The sequence below is a fragment of the Bacillus sp. VA15 genome, assembly GCF_055721145.1.
Genome location: NZ_JBVQPQ010000002.1, coordinates 521,036 through 539,226 on the forward strand (window position 1 = coordinate 521,036; position 18,191 = coordinate 539,226).

23 protein-coding genes are annotated in these 18,191 nt (G+C 41.9%); 7 read left to right on the top strand and 16 right to left on the bottom strand.

Annotated features, from left to right (window positions below; genetic code table 11):
- Positions 1-70: 70 nt before the first annotated feature.
- The gene (gene ykuV / locus AC0DBE_RS07535) at positions 71-538 is read right to left on the bottom strand and encodes a thiol-disulfide oxidoreductase YkuV (RefSeq protein WP_242733360.1); all 468 of its coding nucleotides are present in this window, start codon (positions 536-538) and stop codon (positions 71-73) included.
- Between the two features lie 69 nt (positions 539-607).
- Positions 608-1,150, bottom strand: coding sequence for a biofilm-specific peroxidase AhpA (gene ahpA / locus AC0DBE_RS07540; protein WP_003245371.1), 543 nt, complete (start codon positions 1,148-1,150; stop codon positions 608-610).
- Between the two features lie 243 nt (positions 1,151-1,393).
- Between ahpA and mscT the strand changes: the two genes are divergently transcribed.
- The gene (gene mscT / locus AC0DBE_RS07545; RefSeq protein ID WP_061187375.1) at positions 1,394-2,197 is read left to right on the top strand and encodes a small-conductance mechanosensitive channel protein MscT; all 804 of its coding nucleotides are present in this window, start codon (positions 1,394-1,396) and stop codon (positions 2,195-2,197) included.
- Positions 2,198-2,232: 35 nt separating this feature from the next.
- Here the strand turns inward: mscT and AC0DBE_RS07550 are convergent, their stop codons facing one another.
- The 13 genes from AC0DBE_RS07550 to fadH all read right to left on the bottom strand — a co-directional run bounded on the left by AC0DBE_RS07550 (position 2,233) and on the right by fadH (position 11,971).
- Positions 2,233-2,478, bottom strand: coding sequence for a YkuS family protein (locus tag AC0DBE_RS07550; RefSeq protein ID WP_003218684.1), 246 nt, complete (start codon positions 2,476-2,478; stop codon positions 2,233-2,235).
- A gap of 61 nt (positions 2,479-2,539) precedes the next feature.
- Positions 2,540-3,664, bottom strand: coding sequence for an N-acetyldiaminopimelate deacetylase (locus tag AC0DBE_RS07555; RefSeq protein ID WP_472961651.1), 1,125 nt, complete (start codon positions 3,662-3,664; stop codon positions 2,540-2,542).
- A 69-nt stretch (positions 3,665-3,733) separates the two neighbouring features.
- Positions 3,734-4,444 (bottom strand): 2,3,4,5-tetrahydropyridine-2,6-dicarboxylate N-acetyltransferase, encoded by a 711-nt coding sequence (dapD, locus tag AC0DBE_RS07560; RefSeq protein WP_003218680.1) that lies wholly within the window; start codon positions 4,442-4,444, stop codon positions 3,734-3,736.
- 105 nt (positions 4,445-4,549) lie between these two features.
- Positions 4,550-5,005 carry a flavodoxin gene (locus tag AC0DBE_RS07565; protein ID WP_014113623.1) on the bottom strand — a complete coding sequence of 152 codons (456 nt, stop codon included), beginning with the start codon at positions 5,003-5,005 and terminating at the stop codon, positions 4,550-4,552.
- A 15-nt stretch (positions 5,006-5,020) separates the two neighbouring features.
- Positions 5,021-5,914: a WD40/YVTN/BNR-like repeat-containing protein gene (locus tag AC0DBE_RS07570; RefSeq protein ID WP_242733362.1), complete on the bottom strand. Its 894-nt coding sequence runs from the start codon at positions 5,912-5,914 to the stop codon at positions 5,021-5,023.
- On the bottom strand, positions 5,904-6,380 hold the full coding sequence (locus tag AC0DBE_RS07575) for a flavodoxin (RefSeq protein ID WP_014113621.1): 477 nt from the start codon (positions 6,378-6,380) through the stop codon (positions 5,904-5,906). The genes AC0DBE_RS07570 and AC0DBE_RS07575 overlap by 11 nt, the downstream gene beginning before the upstream one ends.
- 110 nt (positions 6,381-6,490) lie before the next feature.
- A complete protein-coding gene (gene ccpC, locus AC0DBE_RS07580; RefSeq protein WP_014113620.1) occupies positions 6,491-7,372 on the bottom strand; it encodes a transcriptional regulator CcpC in 882 nt (293 codons plus the stop codon).
- A 146-nt stretch (positions 7,373-7,518) separates the two neighbouring features.
- On the bottom strand, positions 7,519-7,962 hold the full coding sequence (cbpB, locus tag AC0DBE_RS07585) for a cyclic-di-AMP-binding protein CbpB (RefSeq protein WP_003218674.1): 444 nt from the start codon (positions 7,960-7,962) through the stop codon (positions 7,519-7,521).
- Positions 7,963-8,100: 138 nt separating this feature from the next.
- The gene (gene abbA, locus AC0DBE_RS07590) at positions 8,101-8,298 is read right to left on the bottom strand and encodes an AbrB antirepressor AbbA (protein WP_010886502.1); all 198 of its coding nucleotides are present in this window, start codon (positions 8,296-8,298) and stop codon (positions 8,101-8,103) included.
- 133 nt (positions 8,299-8,431) lie between these two features.
- Positions 8,432-8,950, bottom strand: coding sequence for a ribonuclease H-like YkuK family protein (locus AC0DBE_RS07595; protein WP_003218672.1), 519 nt, complete (start codon positions 8,948-8,950; stop codon positions 8,432-8,434).
- Positions 8,951-9,058: 108 nt separating this feature from the next.
- On the bottom strand, positions 9,059-9,298 hold the full coding sequence (locus AC0DBE_RS07600; protein WP_003218671.1) for a YkuJ family protein: 240 nt from the start codon (positions 9,296-9,298) through the stop codon (positions 9,059-9,061).
- A 621-nt stretch (positions 9,299-9,919) separates the two neighbouring features.
- A complete protein-coding gene (locus AC0DBE_RS07605; protein ID WP_061187372.1) occupies positions 9,920-11,143 on the bottom strand; it encodes an EAL domain-containing protein in 1,224 nt (407 codons plus the stop codon).
- Positions 11,144-11,206: 63 nt separating this feature from the next.
- The gene (gene fadH / locus AC0DBE_RS07610; protein ID WP_472961659.1) at positions 11,207-11,971 is read right to left on the bottom strand and encodes a 2,4-dienoyl-CoA reductase; all 765 of its coding nucleotides are present in this window, start codon (positions 11,969-11,971) and stop codon (positions 11,207-11,209) included.
- A 141-nt stretch (positions 11,972-12,112) separates the two neighbouring features.
- Here fadH and AC0DBE_RS07615 point away from each other — a divergent pair, with 141 nt between their 5' ends.
- The 4 genes from AC0DBE_RS07615 (at position 12,113) to AC0DBE_RS07630 (ending at position 15,482) form a co-directional block, all read left to right on the top strand.
- Positions 12,113-12,973 (top strand): metallophosphoesterase, encoded by an 861-nt coding sequence (locus AC0DBE_RS07615; protein ID WP_114150604.1) that lies wholly within the window; start codon positions 12,113-12,115, stop codon positions 12,971-12,973.
- Between the two features lie 56 nt (positions 12,974-13,029).
- Positions 13,030-13,524 (top strand): L,D-transpeptidase family protein, encoded by a 495-nt coding sequence (locus tag AC0DBE_RS07620; protein WP_072182876.1) that lies wholly within the window; start codon positions 13,030-13,032, stop codon positions 13,522-13,524.
- A 75-nt stretch (positions 13,525-13,599) separates the two neighbouring features.
- Positions 13,600-14,892: an MFS transporter gene (locus AC0DBE_RS07625; protein ID WP_072566202.1), complete on the top strand. Its 1,293-nt coding sequence runs from the start codon at positions 13,600-13,602 to the stop codon at positions 14,890-14,892.
- A 125-nt stretch (positions 14,893-15,017) separates the two neighbouring features.
- Positions 15,018-15,482, top strand: a complete 465-nt coding sequence (locus AC0DBE_RS07630; protein WP_003232406.1) for a YkyB family protein — start codon at positions 15,018-15,020, stop codon at positions 15,480-15,482.
- 41 nt (positions 15,483-15,523) lie between these two features.
- Here AC0DBE_RS07630 and cheV read toward each other — a convergent pair whose 3' ends face one another.
- Positions 15,524-16,435 carry a chemotaxis protein CheV gene (gene cheV / locus AC0DBE_RS07635; RefSeq protein ID WP_079288742.1) on the bottom strand — a complete coding sequence of 304 codons (912 nt, stop codon included), beginning with the start codon at positions 16,433-16,435 and terminating at the stop codon, positions 15,524-15,526.
- 205 nt (positions 16,436-16,640) lie between these two features.
- On the opposite strand from cheV, the gene AC0DBE_RS07640 reads away from it, so the two are divergent.
- Positions 16,641-16,802, top strand: coding sequence for a hypothetical protein (locus AC0DBE_RS07640; RefSeq protein WP_003218655.1), 162 nt, complete (start codon positions 16,641-16,643; stop codon positions 16,800-16,802).
- Positions 16,803-17,003: 201 nt separating this feature from the next.
- A complete protein-coding gene (locus tag AC0DBE_RS07645) occupies positions 17,004-18,185 on the top strand; it encodes an aminotransferase A (protein ID WP_003218653.1) in 1,182 nt (393 codons plus the stop codon).
- Positions 18,186-18,191: the final 6 nt, after the last annotated feature.

Here is an 18,191-nt window from a genome sequence, read left to right on the forward strand (position 1 = left end):
AAAAATAAGCTTCTTACTCTTCTTCGATTGCTTTCTTTCACAAATAAAAAAACCTGATGAGATCAGGTTTTTATGAAGAACTATCAGATGCCTGTTCTGTTTCAGCCAGTACACGGTTCACACGTTTTTCAAGCATCTTCATACCGCTCCCGCCGGCTTGGAAGTGACGGAGCTGTCCTGTTTTATCAAACACATAGTATGCAGGCACATATTCATTTTCAAATGCATCGGTTAAAACATGATCACTGTCAACAAAAATCGGCTGAGTGATGTCATGTTCAGCAGCTACTTCTTTAATTTTGCCGAGGTCAAGATCATCTTCGGAACGAGGCATATGCACAGCTACAACGTTCAATTTATCTTGATATTTATCACGAAATTCATTCACTTGCGGCATCGCTTCTTTGCACAGATGGCAGCTGATGGACCAAAAATGAATAAGCGTCGGCTTTTCCCCGATCAATTGCTCTCTCGTTACTTCACCATTGAACCAAGCTTTTTCCCCTGTCAATTCAGGCATTGGCTGACGTAATTTCATTGCTTTTCCCTCCTATTAAACAGAAAGGCCTAACGAATATGTTAGACCCTTTTTCGTCCTTAGAAAGAATTAAAGTGTTTTTTGGCCTGGTTTCCAGTTAGCCGGGCAGAGTCCGCCAGTTTGCAGCGCTTGAAGAACACGAAGCGTTTCATCAACGTCACGGCCAATGTTGTTGTGGAAAACAGTTTGATATTGGAGCTCGCCTTCAGGATTGATAATAAACAATCCACGCAGGGCCACACCTTCTTCTTCGATTAAAACGCCATATTCACGGGATACCTCATGGTTAGTATCAGCAGCAAGCGGATATTTCAGCTGGCCAAGGCCGTTTTCTTTACGGTCTGTATTAATCCACGCCAAATGAGTATGGATTGTATCAGTTGAAACCCCGATGACTTCAGCATCAAGATCTTCGAATTCGTCATAGCGGTCAGACATTGCTGTGATTTCAGTCGGACAAACAAAAGTGAAGTCCATTGGATAGAAGAACAACACTGTCCATTTGTCGTTTTTCATGTTTTCCTCAAGACTTACTTTGCCAAATTCTTTACTTGCAAGGACTGCTTCCATTTCAAAACGAGGAGCCTGTTTACCTACCATACGTTCTGCCATATGTATCCCTCCAATTTATAGTTTGGCTTAAAAGCCGGACTCACATGAAAGTAAAGGATGTTTACCCATATTTCGTTAATAACATCACAATGCCCATTATATAGGAGCCGATTTTCAGAGTCAATTTTTAACAAATCTTGTATGTCTTTGGTTTCGACATTTTTGAATAAAGAGTTTAACATATTCATGTATAGGGTAACTCATCTCAATGTGCAGCAATCAATTCAGAAAAGGAGCTCCAACATGGATTTTATTAAACAATACGATTGGGCGGGACTGATTACAAATGCCGGTATTCTGCTCATTAAACTCGTCATTATGGTATTGCTCTATTTTATCGTTCGATCTTTAGGTATAAAAATCATTAAACATCTGTTTGCAAAATTCGAGGAGCAGCACAGCTTGTCTATCGGACGTGCACATACTCTCCGAAGCCTGACTCTTAACATATTTGCTTACATATTAATTTTTATATTCTTTGTCATGGTTCTTGATTTGTTCCATTACGATCCAAGTGCTCTTTTAGCGGGAGCAGGAATCGTCGGACTGGCTGTCGGATTTGGCGCCCAAGGACTTGTCAGCGACATTGTGACAGGTTTTTTTATATTGCTTGAAAAACAATTGGATGTCGGAGATTATATTACTGTTTCCACCTTTGACGGGATTGTTGAGCAGGTTGGCTTAAGAACCACTCAAATCCGCAGCTTTGACGGAACCCTGCATTATATCCCAAACAGAAACATTACAAACGTGAGCAATCATTCGCGGGGAACAATGCAGGCTCTGGTTGATATTAAAGTGCCGGCTGAAAGAAATATTGATGAAACGATTCACATTTTACAGCAAGTATGTGATGAGACAGCAGCCGCTCTCCCGCAAATAAAAGAAGGCCCTAATGTCATCGGAATTCAAGAACTGGGCACTTCTGAAATCGTGATCAGAGTCATTGCCAAAACAGAAAATATGGAACAGTGGCGGGTTGAGCGAGTGCTTAGAAAGGAAATAAAAACTGCACTTGACCGTGCTTTTCCTAAAGAAACAGAATAAATAAAAGAACCGAAGCTTTTTGCTTCGGTTTTTATTTACTGAATTCTGCTTTCAACTTCGCTGCAAATTTCTTCAGCAGTCATCCCGGAAGCTGTAATGACAGGTGCTTGTGTTACCGTATCGGCTATTCCTTGCACATTATTATCAAGACCTGTTACGACACAGCAGTCACAGCCTTTTGCATCGTCAGGGCTTTTCATCATTACAACGTCATATCCTTTTTCTTTTAATGCAGCTTCTACATCTGATAACGATTGCTCAATTCCAATTTTTTTAGCCATTATTGAACACCTCCGTTTACTAGAGTGCTCATTTTATGGAATTTTATTCTTTCATTTATACTTAATTGGCATAAACAGAAAAATAACCTGTCATGACGTTAACCGCTGTCTCTATCGCATTTTCATCGGGATTCAGCTTTGCGTGATGAAGCCCATGTTCAGAGTCAGCACCGAGCCAGAACATGAAGCCGGGATATTTTTTCAGCATGTAGCCAAAATCCTCTCCAGTCATTGCTTCTTTTGCTTCGATTACTGTTGCCAGTTGATGTTCAGCAACAAAAGACATAAATCCTTCTGTCAGTCCGTTCGTATTGTAAACTTGGTGATACACTGACGGGTATGTCACTTTCCCTTTGCAGCGGAACCCGATTTCGATTCCTTTCACTATATCTTCAATCCGCTCCTTTACCTTCTTCATTGATTCTTCAGAAAGCGTGCGGATCGTGCCTTCCAAGTGGGCCGTTTCCGCAATGATATTTTGTGCTGAGCCGCCGGTAATGGTACCAACTGTAATAACAGCACTGTCCAGCGGATCTGTGTTTCTAGAGATGATCGTTTGCAGCTGGGTGACAAGTGTGCTTGCGGCTACAACCATGTCCTCGGCCAAATGCGGATAGGCTGCATGTCCCCCTTTGCCTTCCAGATCGATGACAAGCTCTGATGTATTCGCAAAAAGAAGGCCGCTTTTTGTCGCGATAGTGCCTACTGGCAGCTCTGGAGCAATATGCAGCGCAGTGATGAAATCAGGCTTCCACTTTTTTAAAACGTCGCTCTCAAGCATTGGTTCCGCACCGCCAGGTCCTTCCTCTGCCGGTTGAAACAGAAAGAGCAAATCATGTTTGACCGGATGGTGAACAAAATGGTCAATAATGCCGAGTGCAATCGTCATATGTAAATCGTGTCCGCAGGCGTGCATGTTACCGTGATGCTCTGATGCGAACGGAAGACCGGTTTGCTCTTCAATGGAAAGCGCGTCGATATCCGCTCTGTACGCCAGCATTTTTTCCGGCGCCGTTCCGTTGATCTTTACAAAAAGCCCTGTTCGCCATTTCTCAATTTCAATCCTGTCTTGCGGATATTGTTCCAAAACATTTAATAAATATTGCTGGGTTTTGAACTCCTGAAATCCAAGCTCCGGTATACGGTGCAGATCTCTGCGGATTGCGATGAGCTCCTCTTTCTTCATTTTCATTCCTCCTGCCTATACGAATAAGGCGTGGATATATTATCCACGCCTTTTTTATCAAACCATTCCTTACAGCTGGCGTAATTCCTGCTTGATTTCAGTTTTGCCTTTTGTTTTCTCATCAATGTCTTTGATTTTTTTAGCAGGTGTTCCTGCAACGACAGTGTATGGCTCAACATCGTTTACCACGATCGCGCCCGCAGCAACAACCGCTCCTTTACCTACTGTTACGCCTTCAAGCACAACAGCATTTGCGCCGATCACAACGTCGTCTTCAATGACAACCGGTTTAGCGGATGGCGGCTCAATAACGCCCGCAAGTACAGAACCCGCTCCGATATGGCAGTTTTTACCAACGGTAGCTCGTCCACCCAAGACAACGTTCATATCGATCATTGTGCCTTCGCCGATAACTGAACCGATATTGATAGAAGCACCCATCATGATGACTGCGTTATCACCGATTTCAACTTGGTCGCGGATGATCGCGCCCGGCTCGATACGCGCTTTGATATTTTTAAGATCAAGCATTGGAATCGCAGAATTGCGGCGGTCATTTTCAACCACATAGTCTTCGATTTTGCTTTGATTTTCTTCAATTGCTGTTTGGATTTCGCTCCATTCACCGAAAACGACACCAGTGTTTCCGTTGATAAAAGCTTTCGCAGATTCGCCGAAATTGATTCCTTCCAGCTCACCTTTCACGTAAACCTTTACCGGTGTAGATTTTGTACTATTTTGAATAAATGAAATAATTTCATTTGCGTCCATCATTTTCATATGTATAGTCCTCCTCCTGATTTTCTACCTCATTACTGTATCAAAGGAAAGATACAAAGACAAGAAAAAAAGGAACAGCCGCTTTAGCAGTTCCCAGTGGGAGAGTCAGACAGCGATTCCGCTTTTCTTTGCGAATTGTCTCCCGAACTCCATTAATTCTTCCTCTTCTTCACCTTCTGGATTATTTTCGATTTTTACCGAAGGCAGCACAATTTCGCCTCCGCGTTCTTTTATTTTTGCTTCGAGCGTATCAACTGCTCCGCAGAAAAATTCATATGCTGTATCACCGGACCCGAATACGGCGCATGTTTTGCCGGAAAAATCAATCTCATCCATATCTTCAGCAAGGTCTAAAAATTCATCAGGCAGATCTCCGTCTCCCCACGTATAGGTTCCCATAATAATATGATCATAATCGTTAAACAACTGTGCATTATCAATATCTATCGCTTCAAAACGGTCCGCTTCCACTTCCGCCTCCTGAAGCCCCTTCTCAATCAAATCTGCCATCGCTTCAGTGTTGCCTGACATTGTTGCATAAACGAGCAAAATCTTCCCCAATTCCTTATTCCTCCTCTAATGAATCATTGCTGAAACTTCGTACGGCTGGACAAATTTACATTCATACAAGCCTGCACAAAAGAAATTCTCTTTCTGATTAGCCACTCTCCACCCATGCCCCTTAATGGTATCGAACCATTTTAACGCTCGGGCTTCGAGATCAGCCTGGTAAATTCTCGAATAACCATTTTCATCTTGCGTCGTTGTGACATATATAATTCCATCATCCTCTGAAATATCAAGAAATGATTCTTCTTTTCTGATCATGCTGGATTGTATGGTGAATTCTTCATCAGTCAAAATATTCCGTACAGTGACAGCACCGTGCTTTCCTTTCACAGACCCCGTCGCCGCCACTAACCAATTTTCATTGAACACAAGCATGGATGCCGTCATCCGGTTTTCTTCTTTCTTTACCATTTGGACAGTATCACGTTTAAAATCGTAAGCCCAAATGCCCCCAAAATATTCGTGTATTTGCGTGCCGATGAAAAGACTGCCGCCGTGCAGGCACAACGAACGGATTACAGGGGGGTTATCAAATTCCGCAAAAGGTTTGGCTACGCACCATGAAACACCAAAATCATCCGATACATATATGCAATGCTTGCCATGGGCACAGACAAATCCATCATTTCGGCCGGTAATCGCCCACACTGTTGCATTTGTCGGAAAGCTCGACATCGTCCAGGTTTTCCCTTCGTCAGACGAGCGAATGATCGTTCCCTTTTCACCGACGCCAAATAAGTAAGACCCTATGTAACTGATGCAATGAATTTTGCTTTTCAAACGAAAAAGCTTTCTCCAGCCCTGCTCCAAAGAATAATGAAAAATGCCTTCTCTTTGTACCGCCACAAAATAACCAGGAAATGCCGATGCCGTGACAGCAGTCGCTCCTTTATGAAACATGGATTTTTTCCTTGTTCATATAATCTGCCCATGCAAGAAAATCTCTCGCAAACGCTCGGCAGCTTTCCACATCTTCATCTGTTTCAGGCGCTAGTTCGATTTTCAATGTTTCCTGGTAAACGGCAGCCCCCGCCTCTTGCAACATGACACTGAATAAATTGACCGCTTCACAAAACTTCGGATAAGAATAATCTCCAGATCCGAAGCAGGCTGTTTTTAAGCCATTAAGCTGAAGCTGTTTGACCTCTTCAAAAAAATCTTCCGCTTCGTAAGGCAAATCGCCGTCGCCCCATGTATAGGTGCCAATCAGCACATAATCATAGGATGTCAAAGCAGACACATCCGCATCATCTATCTCGACACAATCGATATCCAACTCATATTCCTGAAGCGTTTCTTTTATAATTACGGCAATGTCTTCTGTATTTCCTGACATGCTGGCATATGTAATCAAGGCTTTAGCCATGTTATCACCTCATCAATTGATAATGATTTTCAATATCATATGTATCACTTTAACTGATAATGATTTTCATTGTCAATGTGTAAATAAAAAAAGACAGCACATCGCTGTCTTTAAAATGGATTTTCTTGATCCAGCATATCCTTTATCACTTGAACAAAAGCTTGAACTTGCTTCAGCTCAAAGGCAGGTTCATAGCCTAATAGCCATGTATCCCGTCCGATCGGATGCTCTTTCATGTCTAACAGAGGCATTTTATTGACTTTATCTTCGTTTTGAAGGGTAACAGACGGCAAAATGGCATAACCGATTCCGTGCAGCGCCATCTGTTTGCACGTTTCAATCTGATCAACCAATATCGTCTGTTTTGGCGACGTTTTAAATTTTTGATGCCACCAGTGCTGAATTTCCTGAAAATAAGTGCTGTCGCTTTTAAATTGGATAAACGGCCGTTCTGTATGGGCAATATCTTCGATGCAGGAAATTTCAGTGTCCACTAAATACAGGTGATCTGTCATTAAGTAATCTTTACGGCCCTTCCACTCTGGGTTGCCCCTAATAATGCCAATATGAACCTGATCCTCGTATAAGCTTTTCAGCATTTCGCTGCTCCAGCCCGTAATGAGTGAGACCTTTGCATTCGGATACTTTTCCACATACGTCTTTAAGACTTTAGGAAGCCAATGCTGGCCGATTATGGAGGCGACGGCAAGCTTCAGTGTGCCGTGAATTTCACCTTCAAGTTCATCAATATTTTCTCTTATTCTTTCCTGCTCTAACGTCACATCATTCGCAAACTGAATGATTTTCTCACCGGCCGGCGTTACCGTTAACCCTTTTTGGGATCTTAAAAAGATTTTTGTGCCCCACGCCTTTTCAATTGTTTGTAAGCGCTGAGATAAAGCCGGCTGAGATACAAAAAGCCGCTCCGCCGCCTTTCTCATATTTAACTCCTCAGCTAAAACTACGAGCATATGAAGCTCTTGAAGCTGCATGTCGTCCTCCTTTTCATGATCAATAAGTTTTTCTTATCTCCCATTCTAATCAAATCTTTGTTTCTGATTCAAGCCCTATTCTGGTTTAAATTATGTATGCGCTTTCTTTCTTGATCTGGGGATATAATAAAAATAGGCCGTGAAGCCTACTTGTTCAATGAGCGTATATGCTTATTCAATTCCTTTAAAACCACTCTTCTCGTAAAAATTCCTTCAAACACCTGCTCATCATTTTCAACACAGACAAATCCGTTATTAATGACCATGCCGAACCCCTTCATAATCGGATCATTTATATGGAGGCGCGGAATATCAGTCAGCATGACTTCCTCGACAGTAATCTGGTCAAGCTTTTCAAACTCGATTCGCTCAAGCCCAAAAATGCTGTTCATGATCATATTTGTACCGATTAAACCATGTAAACGATAGGAAGGATCAAGAACCGGGATGGCTGTGTATCCGGTTTTTGTCAGCACTAATAATGCGTGCTCAAGGTTGTTGCCGACTTGAACGTGCGCTACTTTGTCCGCCTCAATCATAAATTGTCCGACTGTTGCCTCAAGAAGCTGGTCTGATTGTAAGCTTATCATGTTTTCGACCCCTTTTCATTTTCCTCAACAATACATTCCCTATATTACAATAATATAAACTTTATCAGTATTTGTCGAAAAGTTTCGTTTCAATAAAAAAGATACTCTTTGAGCGAGTATCAATTATAGGGTGCTCCATTAATTTTCAAATCGAAATCGGTCGTATAGCGTTACAAGTTTTTTGTAGGTGGTTCCGTCAACGTTTTTGGTTCCTGTCTCTATATCGTTGATCTCACTGCTTAATAGCTCGATGGCATACTCATGGTTGATCAGGATATTCAGCAGAAGTTTTTGTTCTTCTTCTGTAAATCGTTCACCGATAAGACTCATTCGCAATCAGGCCCCCTGTTTTATACTGAATACCTCTGAAAGCAAGACAACTTACTTTCAGCTCTACCGCTAGAATAAGTAATCAGAAAACAAACGTCAACCGCATAATTCGACATTTCCCTTGGCTTTTCAGCCGGAATTATTTTGTGAAACGATTTGCATAGCTGAAGGCAGTGTATGAATCCGGTTTTATTTTTGCCTCAATCCCCATGGAAGTGATACGTCCTGTCATTTCTTGAATTAGTTCTTTTGTAAGCCCTTTTTTCCCAATATCCAAGTGAACCTCAAAGGTAAGATCCGCCCCCTCACCGGTAAAGGGCAGGAGCAGATCGGTAATATCCATTAAGTGCCCATCAAGAATATGAGCGGCCGTTTCTTGGCTGTACGCCGTTTCTAACGAAATCTTCTCCCGAAGGCTATGTATGGGTCTATCGACTGTATGATTTTTCAAGCAGCCCCAAGCTCCCTTGCCTGTACGATGCAAATGCAATGCGGTAATAAACTTTGTGTAATCGCGGTACACTTGTGAATCGGTTCCGATCGATAACACATAAGAAGAACGGGGGTCCTTTCGAACAAAGGCTTTAAGCCGTTCCATCACATCTTGAAAGGTCATCTGTGCTTCTGAAAGATTATAAAACAGAAAAGAATCAGCCATAGCGACACTCCTTTTCAAAATTTACAACCATGAAACAAGTATGTTCCTTACCGTTTATTTCGATTACTTTTGCAAAAGCGGAAGCTTGTTCCCACTATTTCAGGAATCTTACTGAAGAAGTTCAAAGATTTCGATGGAAACCATGTCGATATTATCAAACGGATATGTGTTAGGTTTTTCACCTTTTTGGAAAACCGTCAATTCAAACGTTTGATTTTTTTCGAAATATTTAACACTGCATATTTTCTCACCATTTACTTCGAAATAACGCTGCATTGGCTCGTTAGCCGCTTCCGCTGTTTCTTGCAGACTTTGCAGCCGTGTGATGATACCCATTAATTGTGACATTCTAAAAAAAGACTCCTTTCAAAAAGCAACTTCAAATCAACAAGTATTTATTATAATACAAGTTCTATTGAGCATCATACCATAAAGTCGGACAGGATGGCATTTTCACTGCTGAATTTAAGAAAAGAAAAAAAGTGAAAAAACTATTTTTTATTAGTTTGAGGCTTTTTTTGAATGTCATGCACACAATTATGATTTTTTTTGGTATGCCCGCAGAGTCAGGAAAGCTTTTTTTTGCAATTTCATCAAAATCTTCTTTTGAAATTTTGCAATATGTAATGATTCAGAGTGAACATCTCGCCGCATTTGCCGTCTAATATCTCTTGCACAGCCGTGCAGCATTGGTACGAGTGTTCGGGCGCTGAAAGAACATTTTGTTCCTCCCATTGTTCAACGTTTTCCCCTAGTTAGGTTTATTGTTTTATTGATTGTCTTATGCTTTGGCAAATAAAAAAACTTGGCGGGGGTAGCGCCAAGCTTTTTCGGATCTTGATCTGATAGAGGGGTTGGGGAACAGAGAGTAGCTTCTCTCTATAATTAAATGATAATGATTCTCAGTATCAATGTCAATCGTTTTTTGATATTTTTTTCAATTCATAAAAAAAACGGCCTTTCAGCCGCTTAAATCAATCCATCCTGCTCATATAAATAAGAATAGGGCAAGTCTATAAATAAATACATCTGATCATCCATCGGATACGAAAACGTTCTGATCATTTCACCTGTTTCCAAATCACTGTACAGATCACTGAAAAACCCTTTTCTGAGATTTCTCATTCTCATAATGTTCTCCAGGAAATAAGGACGCCAGCTCCAATTCTTTTCCGCGTATTCCGGTTGGTAAATCCATTCTCCATCTTGTTTAAACACATTTCCCGTCAGCTGATCGCCTTCTCCATCACACATGTAAATTCTAAAGCTGCAATCGGTCAGCTCTTCCGCCAGCTTTTTAATAAAGTCATCATCAGAAGACAAGTTGTTTTTTCTCAAAGATGTCACCGCTTGATGAACCCGTCTGTAAAACTGTTCAGAGTGTTCATAGACGGTTTCAAGCTTCTTTTTCTCATGTGTGATAAATTGGTGAAATTCAGTTTTAAGTCTTTGTTTCAATACATCTCTCTCTAGAAACGTTTCAGACGGAGACAACAAGTAATAGCCCTGAAAATAGCGGCCTCCGTTTCTCCAAGCGTACTGAAGCTGGAAGTTCGCCTCAATGTCTTCATACAGCAGCGCAGCACCGATTTTTCTCGCTAGTAAAGATATGCTATATAGCACATGCTCATATGACGGTGACGGCTGTGATACTTTCAGCGCCTGCAAATCGATTTTTAACAGATCTGGCGAAAGTAATGCAATTCTGTCCAGGTTGCTGCTTTCTTTTCCGATATTATCAACTGCAATTTTAATTCCGTATGTACGATAGTAGGCAAGCATATGGTAAAGCTGCTCAATATCCCCTTCAAAATTGTGCTCCGTAATTTCAAGCACGAAACGATGAAGTTCAATTCCTTTCGCTTCATATTCTTTCAGAAGCTCCAGAAAGCTTTCGCCGTGATCAAGCATCAGCAGATTGGCATCCTGATTCATAAAAATCAGCAGATCAGAATCGGCCTCTAAAAAACGGTCTAGAGCCTGGCGGATAATTCTGTTATCCACCTCTAATTTATATTCTTCGGGTATTCCCCCATCTAAAAAAAAGGGTCCGAGACTTTGAATTTCCGAATCTGCCATTATACGCCCCAGCACCTCATACCCGACGATTTTCTGCTCCTCGGCACTGAAAATCGCCTGGTAATATGGGAGGACATCATCAATGTTCGTTAAAATATCAAGTGGATCCAACATGTTATCACCTGCTTCTCTATCTTTGTCTGATTATACCACATTGAATCCAAAGTTTAATATGCTTTAAAACGGATAAGGATTCAGCCATTGCCCCCCATCCAGAGTGACACATTCTCCATTCATATAGGAAGTTTCATCAGAAAGCATAAACGCGGCCAAGGCGGCGATTTCCTCCGGCGTGCCGAGCCGTCCGAGCGGCACACTGTTCAGCGTGCGGGCCATCGCTTTTTCTGATTCAAATAGCTTCTCCGCACCGCCTGTTCGCTCAATCGGACCAGGTGCAATCGCGTTTGTGCGGATTCCGTATTGGCTCCCCCACTCCACGGCCAAGGTTCTTGTCAGTGACAATACCCCTGCTTTGGCTGCAGCGGAATGAACGACCCCCGCTCCCGCTCCCCAAGCATAAGTGGCGGCCATATTTAAAATGACGCCCTTCTGCTGCTGCTCGATCCAATACCGTGCCGCAGCTTGGCTGCAAAAAAATGTGCCGTTTAAAACAATCTCAATAACGGCTTTCCATCCATTGGGCGTCAGCTTTTCTGCCGGGCAAATAAAATTTCCGGCCGCATTATTAATCAGCGCATCAAGCCGGCCAAAGGCTCTTACCCCTTCTGTAATCATGTCTGAAGCAGCGGAATCAGAACGGACATCCATTTGAAAACAAGTGACCTGCCCCTCAAAGGTCTCAATTTCTCTTTTCGTTTCCTCAAGTGCTTCCTGGTTCCGTCCTGTCACCATGACGTGCCAGCCTAATTCAGCCTGTTTTTTTGCCATTGCTTTTCCCATGCCGCTTGACCCGCCGGTAATAATAACCGCTTTTTTTTCCATGTTTCTCCCTCCCGTCATGAATGAGTATTCATTCAATATTATTCTATCATTATATGCCTGCTCTGTCAGTACATGCTGATATGAGATTTTTTCAAGATACAGATGCTATAATAGAAAAACTCTATTAAAGGTTGGTTTGAAATGAAAAAGATGTCCAGAAGGCAATTTCTGAAAGGAATGTTCGGCACTCTTGCTGCCGGGGCTTTAACAGCTGGCGGAGGATACGGCTATGCCAGATATCTGGAGCCGCATATGATCGAGACAACCGAACACACTATAAAAAGCTCTCTCATCCCGCACGGATTTGACGGTTTTAAAATCGTGCAGTTCAGTGATACACACTTGAGTGATTATTTTACTCTTGAAGATTTAAAAACTGTCATCCTAACAATTAATGAATCTAAACCTGATCTCATAGTTTTTACAGGGGATATCATCGATAATCCTAATACGTACCAGCAACACCAGGCAGTTATTCCATTATTGAGAAAACTACATGCTCCCTTCGGCAAGCTTTGTATTTACGGCAATCATGATCACGGAGGCTATGGAACTGCTGTTTACAAAAGCCTGATGACGGCTGGCGGTTTTACGGTATACCGCAATGGTTATCAAACATTGTCGCTTGCAGATGGCAGTGAAATCGAGATTGCATCGCTTGATGACTTAATGCTCGGAAACCCAGATTATGAAGGCATCCTATCAAGGCTAAGCGACAGACTTTTTTCCATTCTGCTCGTCCATGAACCTGATGCAGCCTTAAAAACAACAGGATATCCGGTGAATCTTCAGCTTTCCGGCCATACACACGGCGGCCAGATTCAGCTGCCTTTTTACGGACCGATCATTACGCCTCCATATGGAAAAGTCTACATAGAAGGAATGTATCAAACAGGCAGCACTCATATTTATGTAAACCGCGGCCTCGGGATGACCAGACTGCCTTTGCGGTTTCTAGCCAAGCCTGAAATCACTGTCTTTACCTTAAAAAGCACAAATTAATGTAGCAGGATGGGCTCCTTATCAATACTTATAAGTAAAAAAGGAGGATGAGGAAACTGCTTACGTACCAGGTGAAGCAAGGTGATACACTGAACAGCATCGCGGCTGATTTCAGAATCAGCACCGCTGCGTTACTCCAGGCTAATCCGTCACTGCAGGCAGGGCTCACAGCAGGACAGTCCATAGTCATACCCGGCCTGCCGGACCCTAATACGATTCCGTATCATATCGCAGTCTCAATCGGAGCGAAGACCCTTACGCTGTTCCAAAATAATCGGGTAATGAAAACCTACCCCATCGCCGTTGGTAAAATACTGACGCAAACGCCCACTGGCGAGTTTTATATTATTAACCGCCAGCGCAATCCCGGCGGCCCATTTGGCGCTTATTGGCTGAGCCTTTCAAAGCAGCACTACGGAATACACGGGACGAATAATCCCTCTTCGATTGGTAAGGCTGTTTCTAAAGGCTGCATTCGCATGCATAACAAAGACGTAATCGAACTCGCTTCAATTGTGCCAAACGGAACAAGAGTCACTATTAACCGGTAATGTTTTCTTATTTGTTTCAAAAACAGGCGGTTTATAATATGATAAAGTGGGACCTTTAGGGTAAGGAGCGTTTTTATGGATATATTTAAAAATCGTAATTTTGTTCGCCTATTTTTCGCAGCACTCGCTTCTCAAATGGGCACGACAGTAGGCAACATGGCCTTTGCTTTTTTCTTGCTGGACCGCTTCAGCAGCCAGCCTTCATATACGACCTTGGCGGAGCTGATGTATTCTCTCCCGACCGTATTTGTATTTTTGATCGTAGGAGTTGTCGCGGACCGGTTTGACAGAAAAAAGGTAGCGGAAAACTGTGATTGGATCAGAGCCGGCCTGACTGTCGTTCTTTTTTTCACTTTATTTACCGGCAATATTCCTCTTGTTTTCTGTATTTTATTTGTCAGAAGCGCTGTCACGAAGTTTTTCTTTCCGGCAGAAAACAGTTTGGTACAAGCCATCCTGCCGAAGGAGCATTATGCGAAAGCGGCAGGGCTTAACCAGATGCTTTTTAGTATTTTCATGGTGTTCGGAGTCGGAATTGGCGCTGTTATGTACAACACCATCGGTATTGAAGGCGCCATTATTCTTGATTTTGTCAGCTTTATCATTTCCGGGCTGCTGATCCGCAGCTGCCGGATTCCGAAAGAAGCCCGACAGCCAAACGGCGCATTCAGCTGGAGAAAAACTTCTGTTAAAGATTCAATAAATGATTTTAGGGAAGGTATTCTCTATATTTTTAAAAACAAACTGCTTGCATCTCTTATATTCGGTTTCTTCATTTTCGGATTTGTCAACGGAGGATTCGCCGTATTGCCAATGTTTACAATGAAATACGGATTGGCGCCTGACCGTTATGAGTGGCATACGTCTGTATTTACAATCGCACTCGGGTTTGGGCTGCTGGCGGGAAGTGTAATCGGCACGATCATCTCTAAAAAAGTGAAGCCGCATTTTTTAATGTCGATACCGATTTTCATTGCAGGCTTGCTGATTTTCGTTCTCGGCTATACGAATGTTTTATGGGTGTACTACGCGGCAGCTTTTGCCCTGGGAATGTGCATTGGACCGATCAACATTGCAATCGGAGGATGGATGCCAAAGATTGTTCATCCAAAGCTGATGGGACGTGTAAGCGGCTTGCAAGACCCTTTTATGATGTTTGCACAGTCTTTAACACTCGGCTTAGTTGCGCTGTTATTCCCTAAGTTCGTTTCAAACATTGATTATCTTTATTACGGCATGGGCGTTATCATCCTGCTTGTTTTTATTTTTTATTTTGTTGCACTGCCAAAATACAGCGCACAGGCTGTGGAAGTGAATGTTCAGGAAGCATTTCAAGAGCAGCCGAAAAAGAAAGCAAGATCTGTATAATATACGTTAAAAATGCGCTTTTTTTCTCAGAAAAAAGCGCATTTTTACATTCAATATTTGCATTTCAACTTTAAAAAAGTATAATCTAATCATATAGAATTTGATAAGAGCAAAGGAGAGAAATAATGGACGACCATGCATATACGAAAGATCTGCAACCAACCGTAGAAAATCTTTCAAAAGCAGTTTACACTGTGAACCGCCATGCAAAAACCGCCCCCAACCCTAAATACCTATACCTGCTGAAAAAACGGGCTTTGCAAAAGCTTGTCAAAGAAGGTAAAGGAAAGAAAATAGGGCTTCATTTTTCAAAAAACCCAAGGTTTAGCCAACAGCAATCGGACGTGCTTATTTCAATCGGAGACTACTATTTTCACATGCCTCCAACTAAAGAAGACTTCGAACATCTTCCGCATTTAGGTACACTTAATCAATCGTACCGAAATCCTAAAGCTCAAATGTCTTTAACAAAAGCGAAACACCTGTTGCAAGAATATGTCGGCATGAAAGAAAAACCGCTTGTGCCAAATCGCCAGCAGCCAGCTTATCATAAACCTGTTTTTAAAAAGCTTGGCGAGAGTTACTTTTAAAATAAAAACAGCCGTGCCACTCAGGCATCGGCTGTTTTTATTTATTCGATGACATACGTATCCACTTTTTTAATCAAGTCACTGATCTCAGGCTTGCTGATTTGCTCATCTGCGCCAACGACTTCTCCGCGGTGACGCAAATCATCTGTAATTAACGATGAGAAAATCATAACCGGTACGTCTGAGCTTTTCGGGTTTTCCTTCAGCAGCTTTGTGAGCCTGTGTCCGTCCATTTTTGGCATTTCAATGTCAGTGATAATCATATCAATCTGTTCTGATAAATCAGTTTCATTTTCAGCAAGGTTCATAATGTAGTCATATGCCTCTTTTCCGTTTTCAAACGAAGAAACATTGTTGTACCCTGCTTCTTTTAACTCATTCTGCAAGAGGCGCATCAAGAGCGGTGAGTCCTCTACAATGATAAGCTTTTTATCAGCTCTTCTTTCATCGAAGCCCTCGGTATGCATATTGTACGTATCCACACCTGAGTCTGATTCGATGTCATAAATAATTTTTTCATAGTCAGGCAAAAAGATCATTAGGTCTTCGAGCTTAATAATCCCGGTAAGGTGCCGCTCCATTCCTTGATTTAATGATGTGGGCTTTTCAATTGCTTCCCAGGATACTCTGTGAATTTGAGAAACAGAGCCGACATGGAAAACAATTTTCCGTTTATTAAATTCAGTCACGATATATTTCTCGTCTTTTGATCCCTCAGGCTCAACTCCAAAAAATGAGAAGAGGCTGATCACAGGGAGAATTTCTCCTCTGAGCTTAATCATTCCTTCTACATGCTGATGGGAGTGAGGCACTGATGTCACCTCGACTGGCTGAATAATTTCCCTTACCTTCATGACGTTAATTCCGAAAGCATTATCGCCTACGCCATACTTCACAATTTCTAATTCATTTGTACCAGAATCCAATAAAATTTCGTATTGTTGTAACGACACTTCAATCCCTCGCTATTCGCATTCAGTATTGTACTGTATATATCGGCGTAAATTGTAAAAAGTGAATGGCATGGCTCTTCAAAATCGATTCTGGGAGCGTCAAGCCGCGGTTCTTTAAAAAAGAAACTTTTTTCCTAATAACCATTGACTTTCCAACTAACAGTGATAAAATAGTCAAGGATTTTTCCAAAGAAGGGTGTAAATAATGGGTACCTTAGTAATATTTAAAGAAAATGAAATGACTGTTTTAGAAGATATCAGTGAAGAGACTTACCTGCATATGAAGAAAGAATCAGCTGACCTTCAAGAAGAGCATCCATCGTATATGATTTGGCACGAAGACCTTCATTTTGATTATGGTTATTAATGAAATTGGCACATATAAACAATAATAGAACATGATACAATAAAGACAATCAAATCGCTGGTTGTCTTCTTTTTTTCTGAAAAGAAAGGTATGTTTAGAAAAAAGGCGCATACAATCGAAATATATCGGCTAAAAAGGTGACAAATGATCAGCTAGTGGTAAAATAGGATAAACTCATTATATTTGTTAAGGTGATGAATTATGGAACATTTGCTGAATCCGAAAGCAAGAGAGATTGAAATTTCAGGAATACGCAAATTCTCAAATCTTGTAGCTCAACACGAAGACGTAATTTCACTTACAATCGGCCAGCCTGACTTTTTCACGCCGCATCACGTGAAAGCTGCCGCAAAAAAAGCCATTGATGAAAACGTGACGTCATATACTCCGAACGCCGGCTACCTGGAGCTGAGACAAGCTGTGCAGCTTTATATGAAGAAAAAAGCGGATTTTAACTATGATGCTGAATCTGAAATCATCATCACAACAGGTGCAAGCCAAGCCATTGATGCTGCATTCCGGACGATTTTATCTCCCGGTGATGAGGTGATTATGCCAGGCCCGATTTATCCAGGCTATGAACCTATTATCAATTTGTGCGGCGCCAAGCCTGTCATTGTTGATACTACGTCACATGGCTTTAAGCTTACTGCCCGGCTGATTGAAGATGCTCTGACTCCTAACACTAAGTGTGTCGTGCTTCCTTATCCGTCAAATCCTACTGGCGTGACTTTATCTGAAGAAGAACTGAAAAGCATCGCTGCCCTTTTAAAAGGCAGAAATGTCTTCGTATTGTCTGATGAAATATACAGTGAATTAACATATGACAGACCCCATTACTCCATCGCAACCCATTTGCGAGATCAAACAATTGTCATTAACGGCTTGTCAAAATCACACAGCATGACCGGTTGGAGAATTGGATTTTTATTCGCACCGAAAGACATAGCAAAGCACATTTTAAAGGTTCATCAATACAATGTGTCGTGTGCGTCATCCATTTCTCAAAAAGCCGCCCTTGAAGCTGTGACAAACGGCTTTGACGACGCCCTAATTATGAGGGAACAATACAAAAAACGTCTGGACTATGTGTATGACCGTCTTGTTTCCATGGGACTTGACGTCGTGAAACCGTCTGGCGCGTTTTATATCTTCCCATCTATTAAATCATTTGGAATGTCTTCTTTTGATTTTAGTATGGCTCTTTTGGAAGATTCAGGTGTGGCACTCGTGCCGGGCAGCTCATTCTCAAAGTATGGTGAGGGATATGTGAGGCTGTCTTTCGCATACTCGCTGGATACGCTAAGAGAAGGCCTGGACCGCTTAGAATTATTTGTATTAAAAAAACGGGAATCAATGCAGACGATAAACAACGGCGTTTAAGCCGTT

Bases quoted from the DNA above. Each gene is read 5' to 3' on its own strand.
- ykuV (WP_242733360.1), bottom strand. From the start codon at position 538: ATGAAATTACGTCAGCCAATGCCTGAATTGACAGGGGAAAAAGCTTGG.
- ahpA (WP_003245371.1), bottom strand. From the start codon at position 1,150: ATGGCAGAACGTATGGTAGGTAAACAGGCTCCTCGTTTTGAAATGGAA.
- mscT (WP_061187375.1), top strand. From the start codon at position 1,394: ATGGATTTTATTAAACAATACGATTGGGCGGGACTGATTACAAATGCC.
- AC0DBE_RS07550 (WP_003218684.1), bottom strand. From the start codon at position 2,478: ATGGCTAAAAAAATTGGAATTGAGCAATCGTTATCAGATGTAGAAGCT.
- AC0DBE_RS07555 (WP_472961651.1), bottom strand. From the start codon at position 3,664: ATGAAGAAAGAGGAGCTCATCGCAATCCGCAGAGATCTGCACCGTATA.
- dapD (WP_003218680.1), bottom strand. From the start codon at position 4,444: ATGAAAATGATGGACGCAAATGAAATTATTTCATTTATTCAAAATAGT.
- AC0DBE_RS07570 (WP_242733362.1), bottom strand. From the start codon at position 5,914: ATGTTTCATAAAGGAGCGACTGCTGTCACGGCATCGGCATTTCCTGGT.
- AC0DBE_RS07575 (WP_014113621.1), bottom strand. From the start codon at position 6,380: ATGGCTAAAGCCTTGATTACATATGCCAGCATGTCAGGAAATACAGAA.
- ccpC (WP_014113620.1), bottom strand. From the start codon at position 7,372: ATGCAGCTTCAAGAGCTTCATATGCTCGTAGTTTTAGCTGAGGAGTTA.
- cbpB (WP_003218674.1), bottom strand. From the start codon at position 7,962: ATGATAAGCTTACAATCAGACCAGCTTCTTGAGGCAACAGTCGGACAA.
- AC0DBE_RS07595 (WP_003218672.1), bottom strand. From the start codon at position 8,950: ATGGCTGATTCTTTTCTGTTTTATAATCTTTCAGAAGCACAGATGACC.
- AC0DBE_RS07600 (WP_003218671.1), bottom strand. From the start codon at position 9,298: ATGTCACAATTAATGGGTATCATCACACGGCTGCAAAGTCTGCAAGAA.
- AC0DBE_RS07605 (WP_061187372.1), bottom strand. From the start codon at position 11,143: ATGTTGGATCCACTTGATATTTTAACGAACATTGATGATGTCCTCCCA.
- fadH (WP_472961659.1), bottom strand. From the start codon at position 11,971: ATGGAAAAAAAAGCGGTTATTATTACCGGCGGGTCAAGCGGCATGGGA.
- AC0DBE_RS07615 (WP_114150604.1), top strand. From the start codon at position 12,113: ATGAAAAAGATGTCCAGAAGGCAATTTCTGAAAGGAATGTTCGGCACT.
- AC0DBE_RS07625 (WP_072566202.1), top strand. From the start codon at position 13,600: ATGGATATATTTAAAAATCGTAATTTTGTTCGCCTATTTTTCGCAGCA.
- AC0DBE_RS07630 (WP_003232406.1), top strand. From the start codon at position 15,018: ATGGACGACCATGCATATACGAAAGATCTGCAACCAACCGTAGAAAAT.
- AC0DBE_RS07640 (WP_003218655.1), top strand. From the start codon at position 16,641: ATGGGTACCTTAGTAATATTTAAAGAAAATGAAATGACTGTTTTAGAA.
- AC0DBE_RS07645 (WP_003218653.1), top strand. From the start codon at position 17,004: ATGGAACATTTGCTGAATCCGAAAGCAAGAGAGATTGAAATTTCAGGA.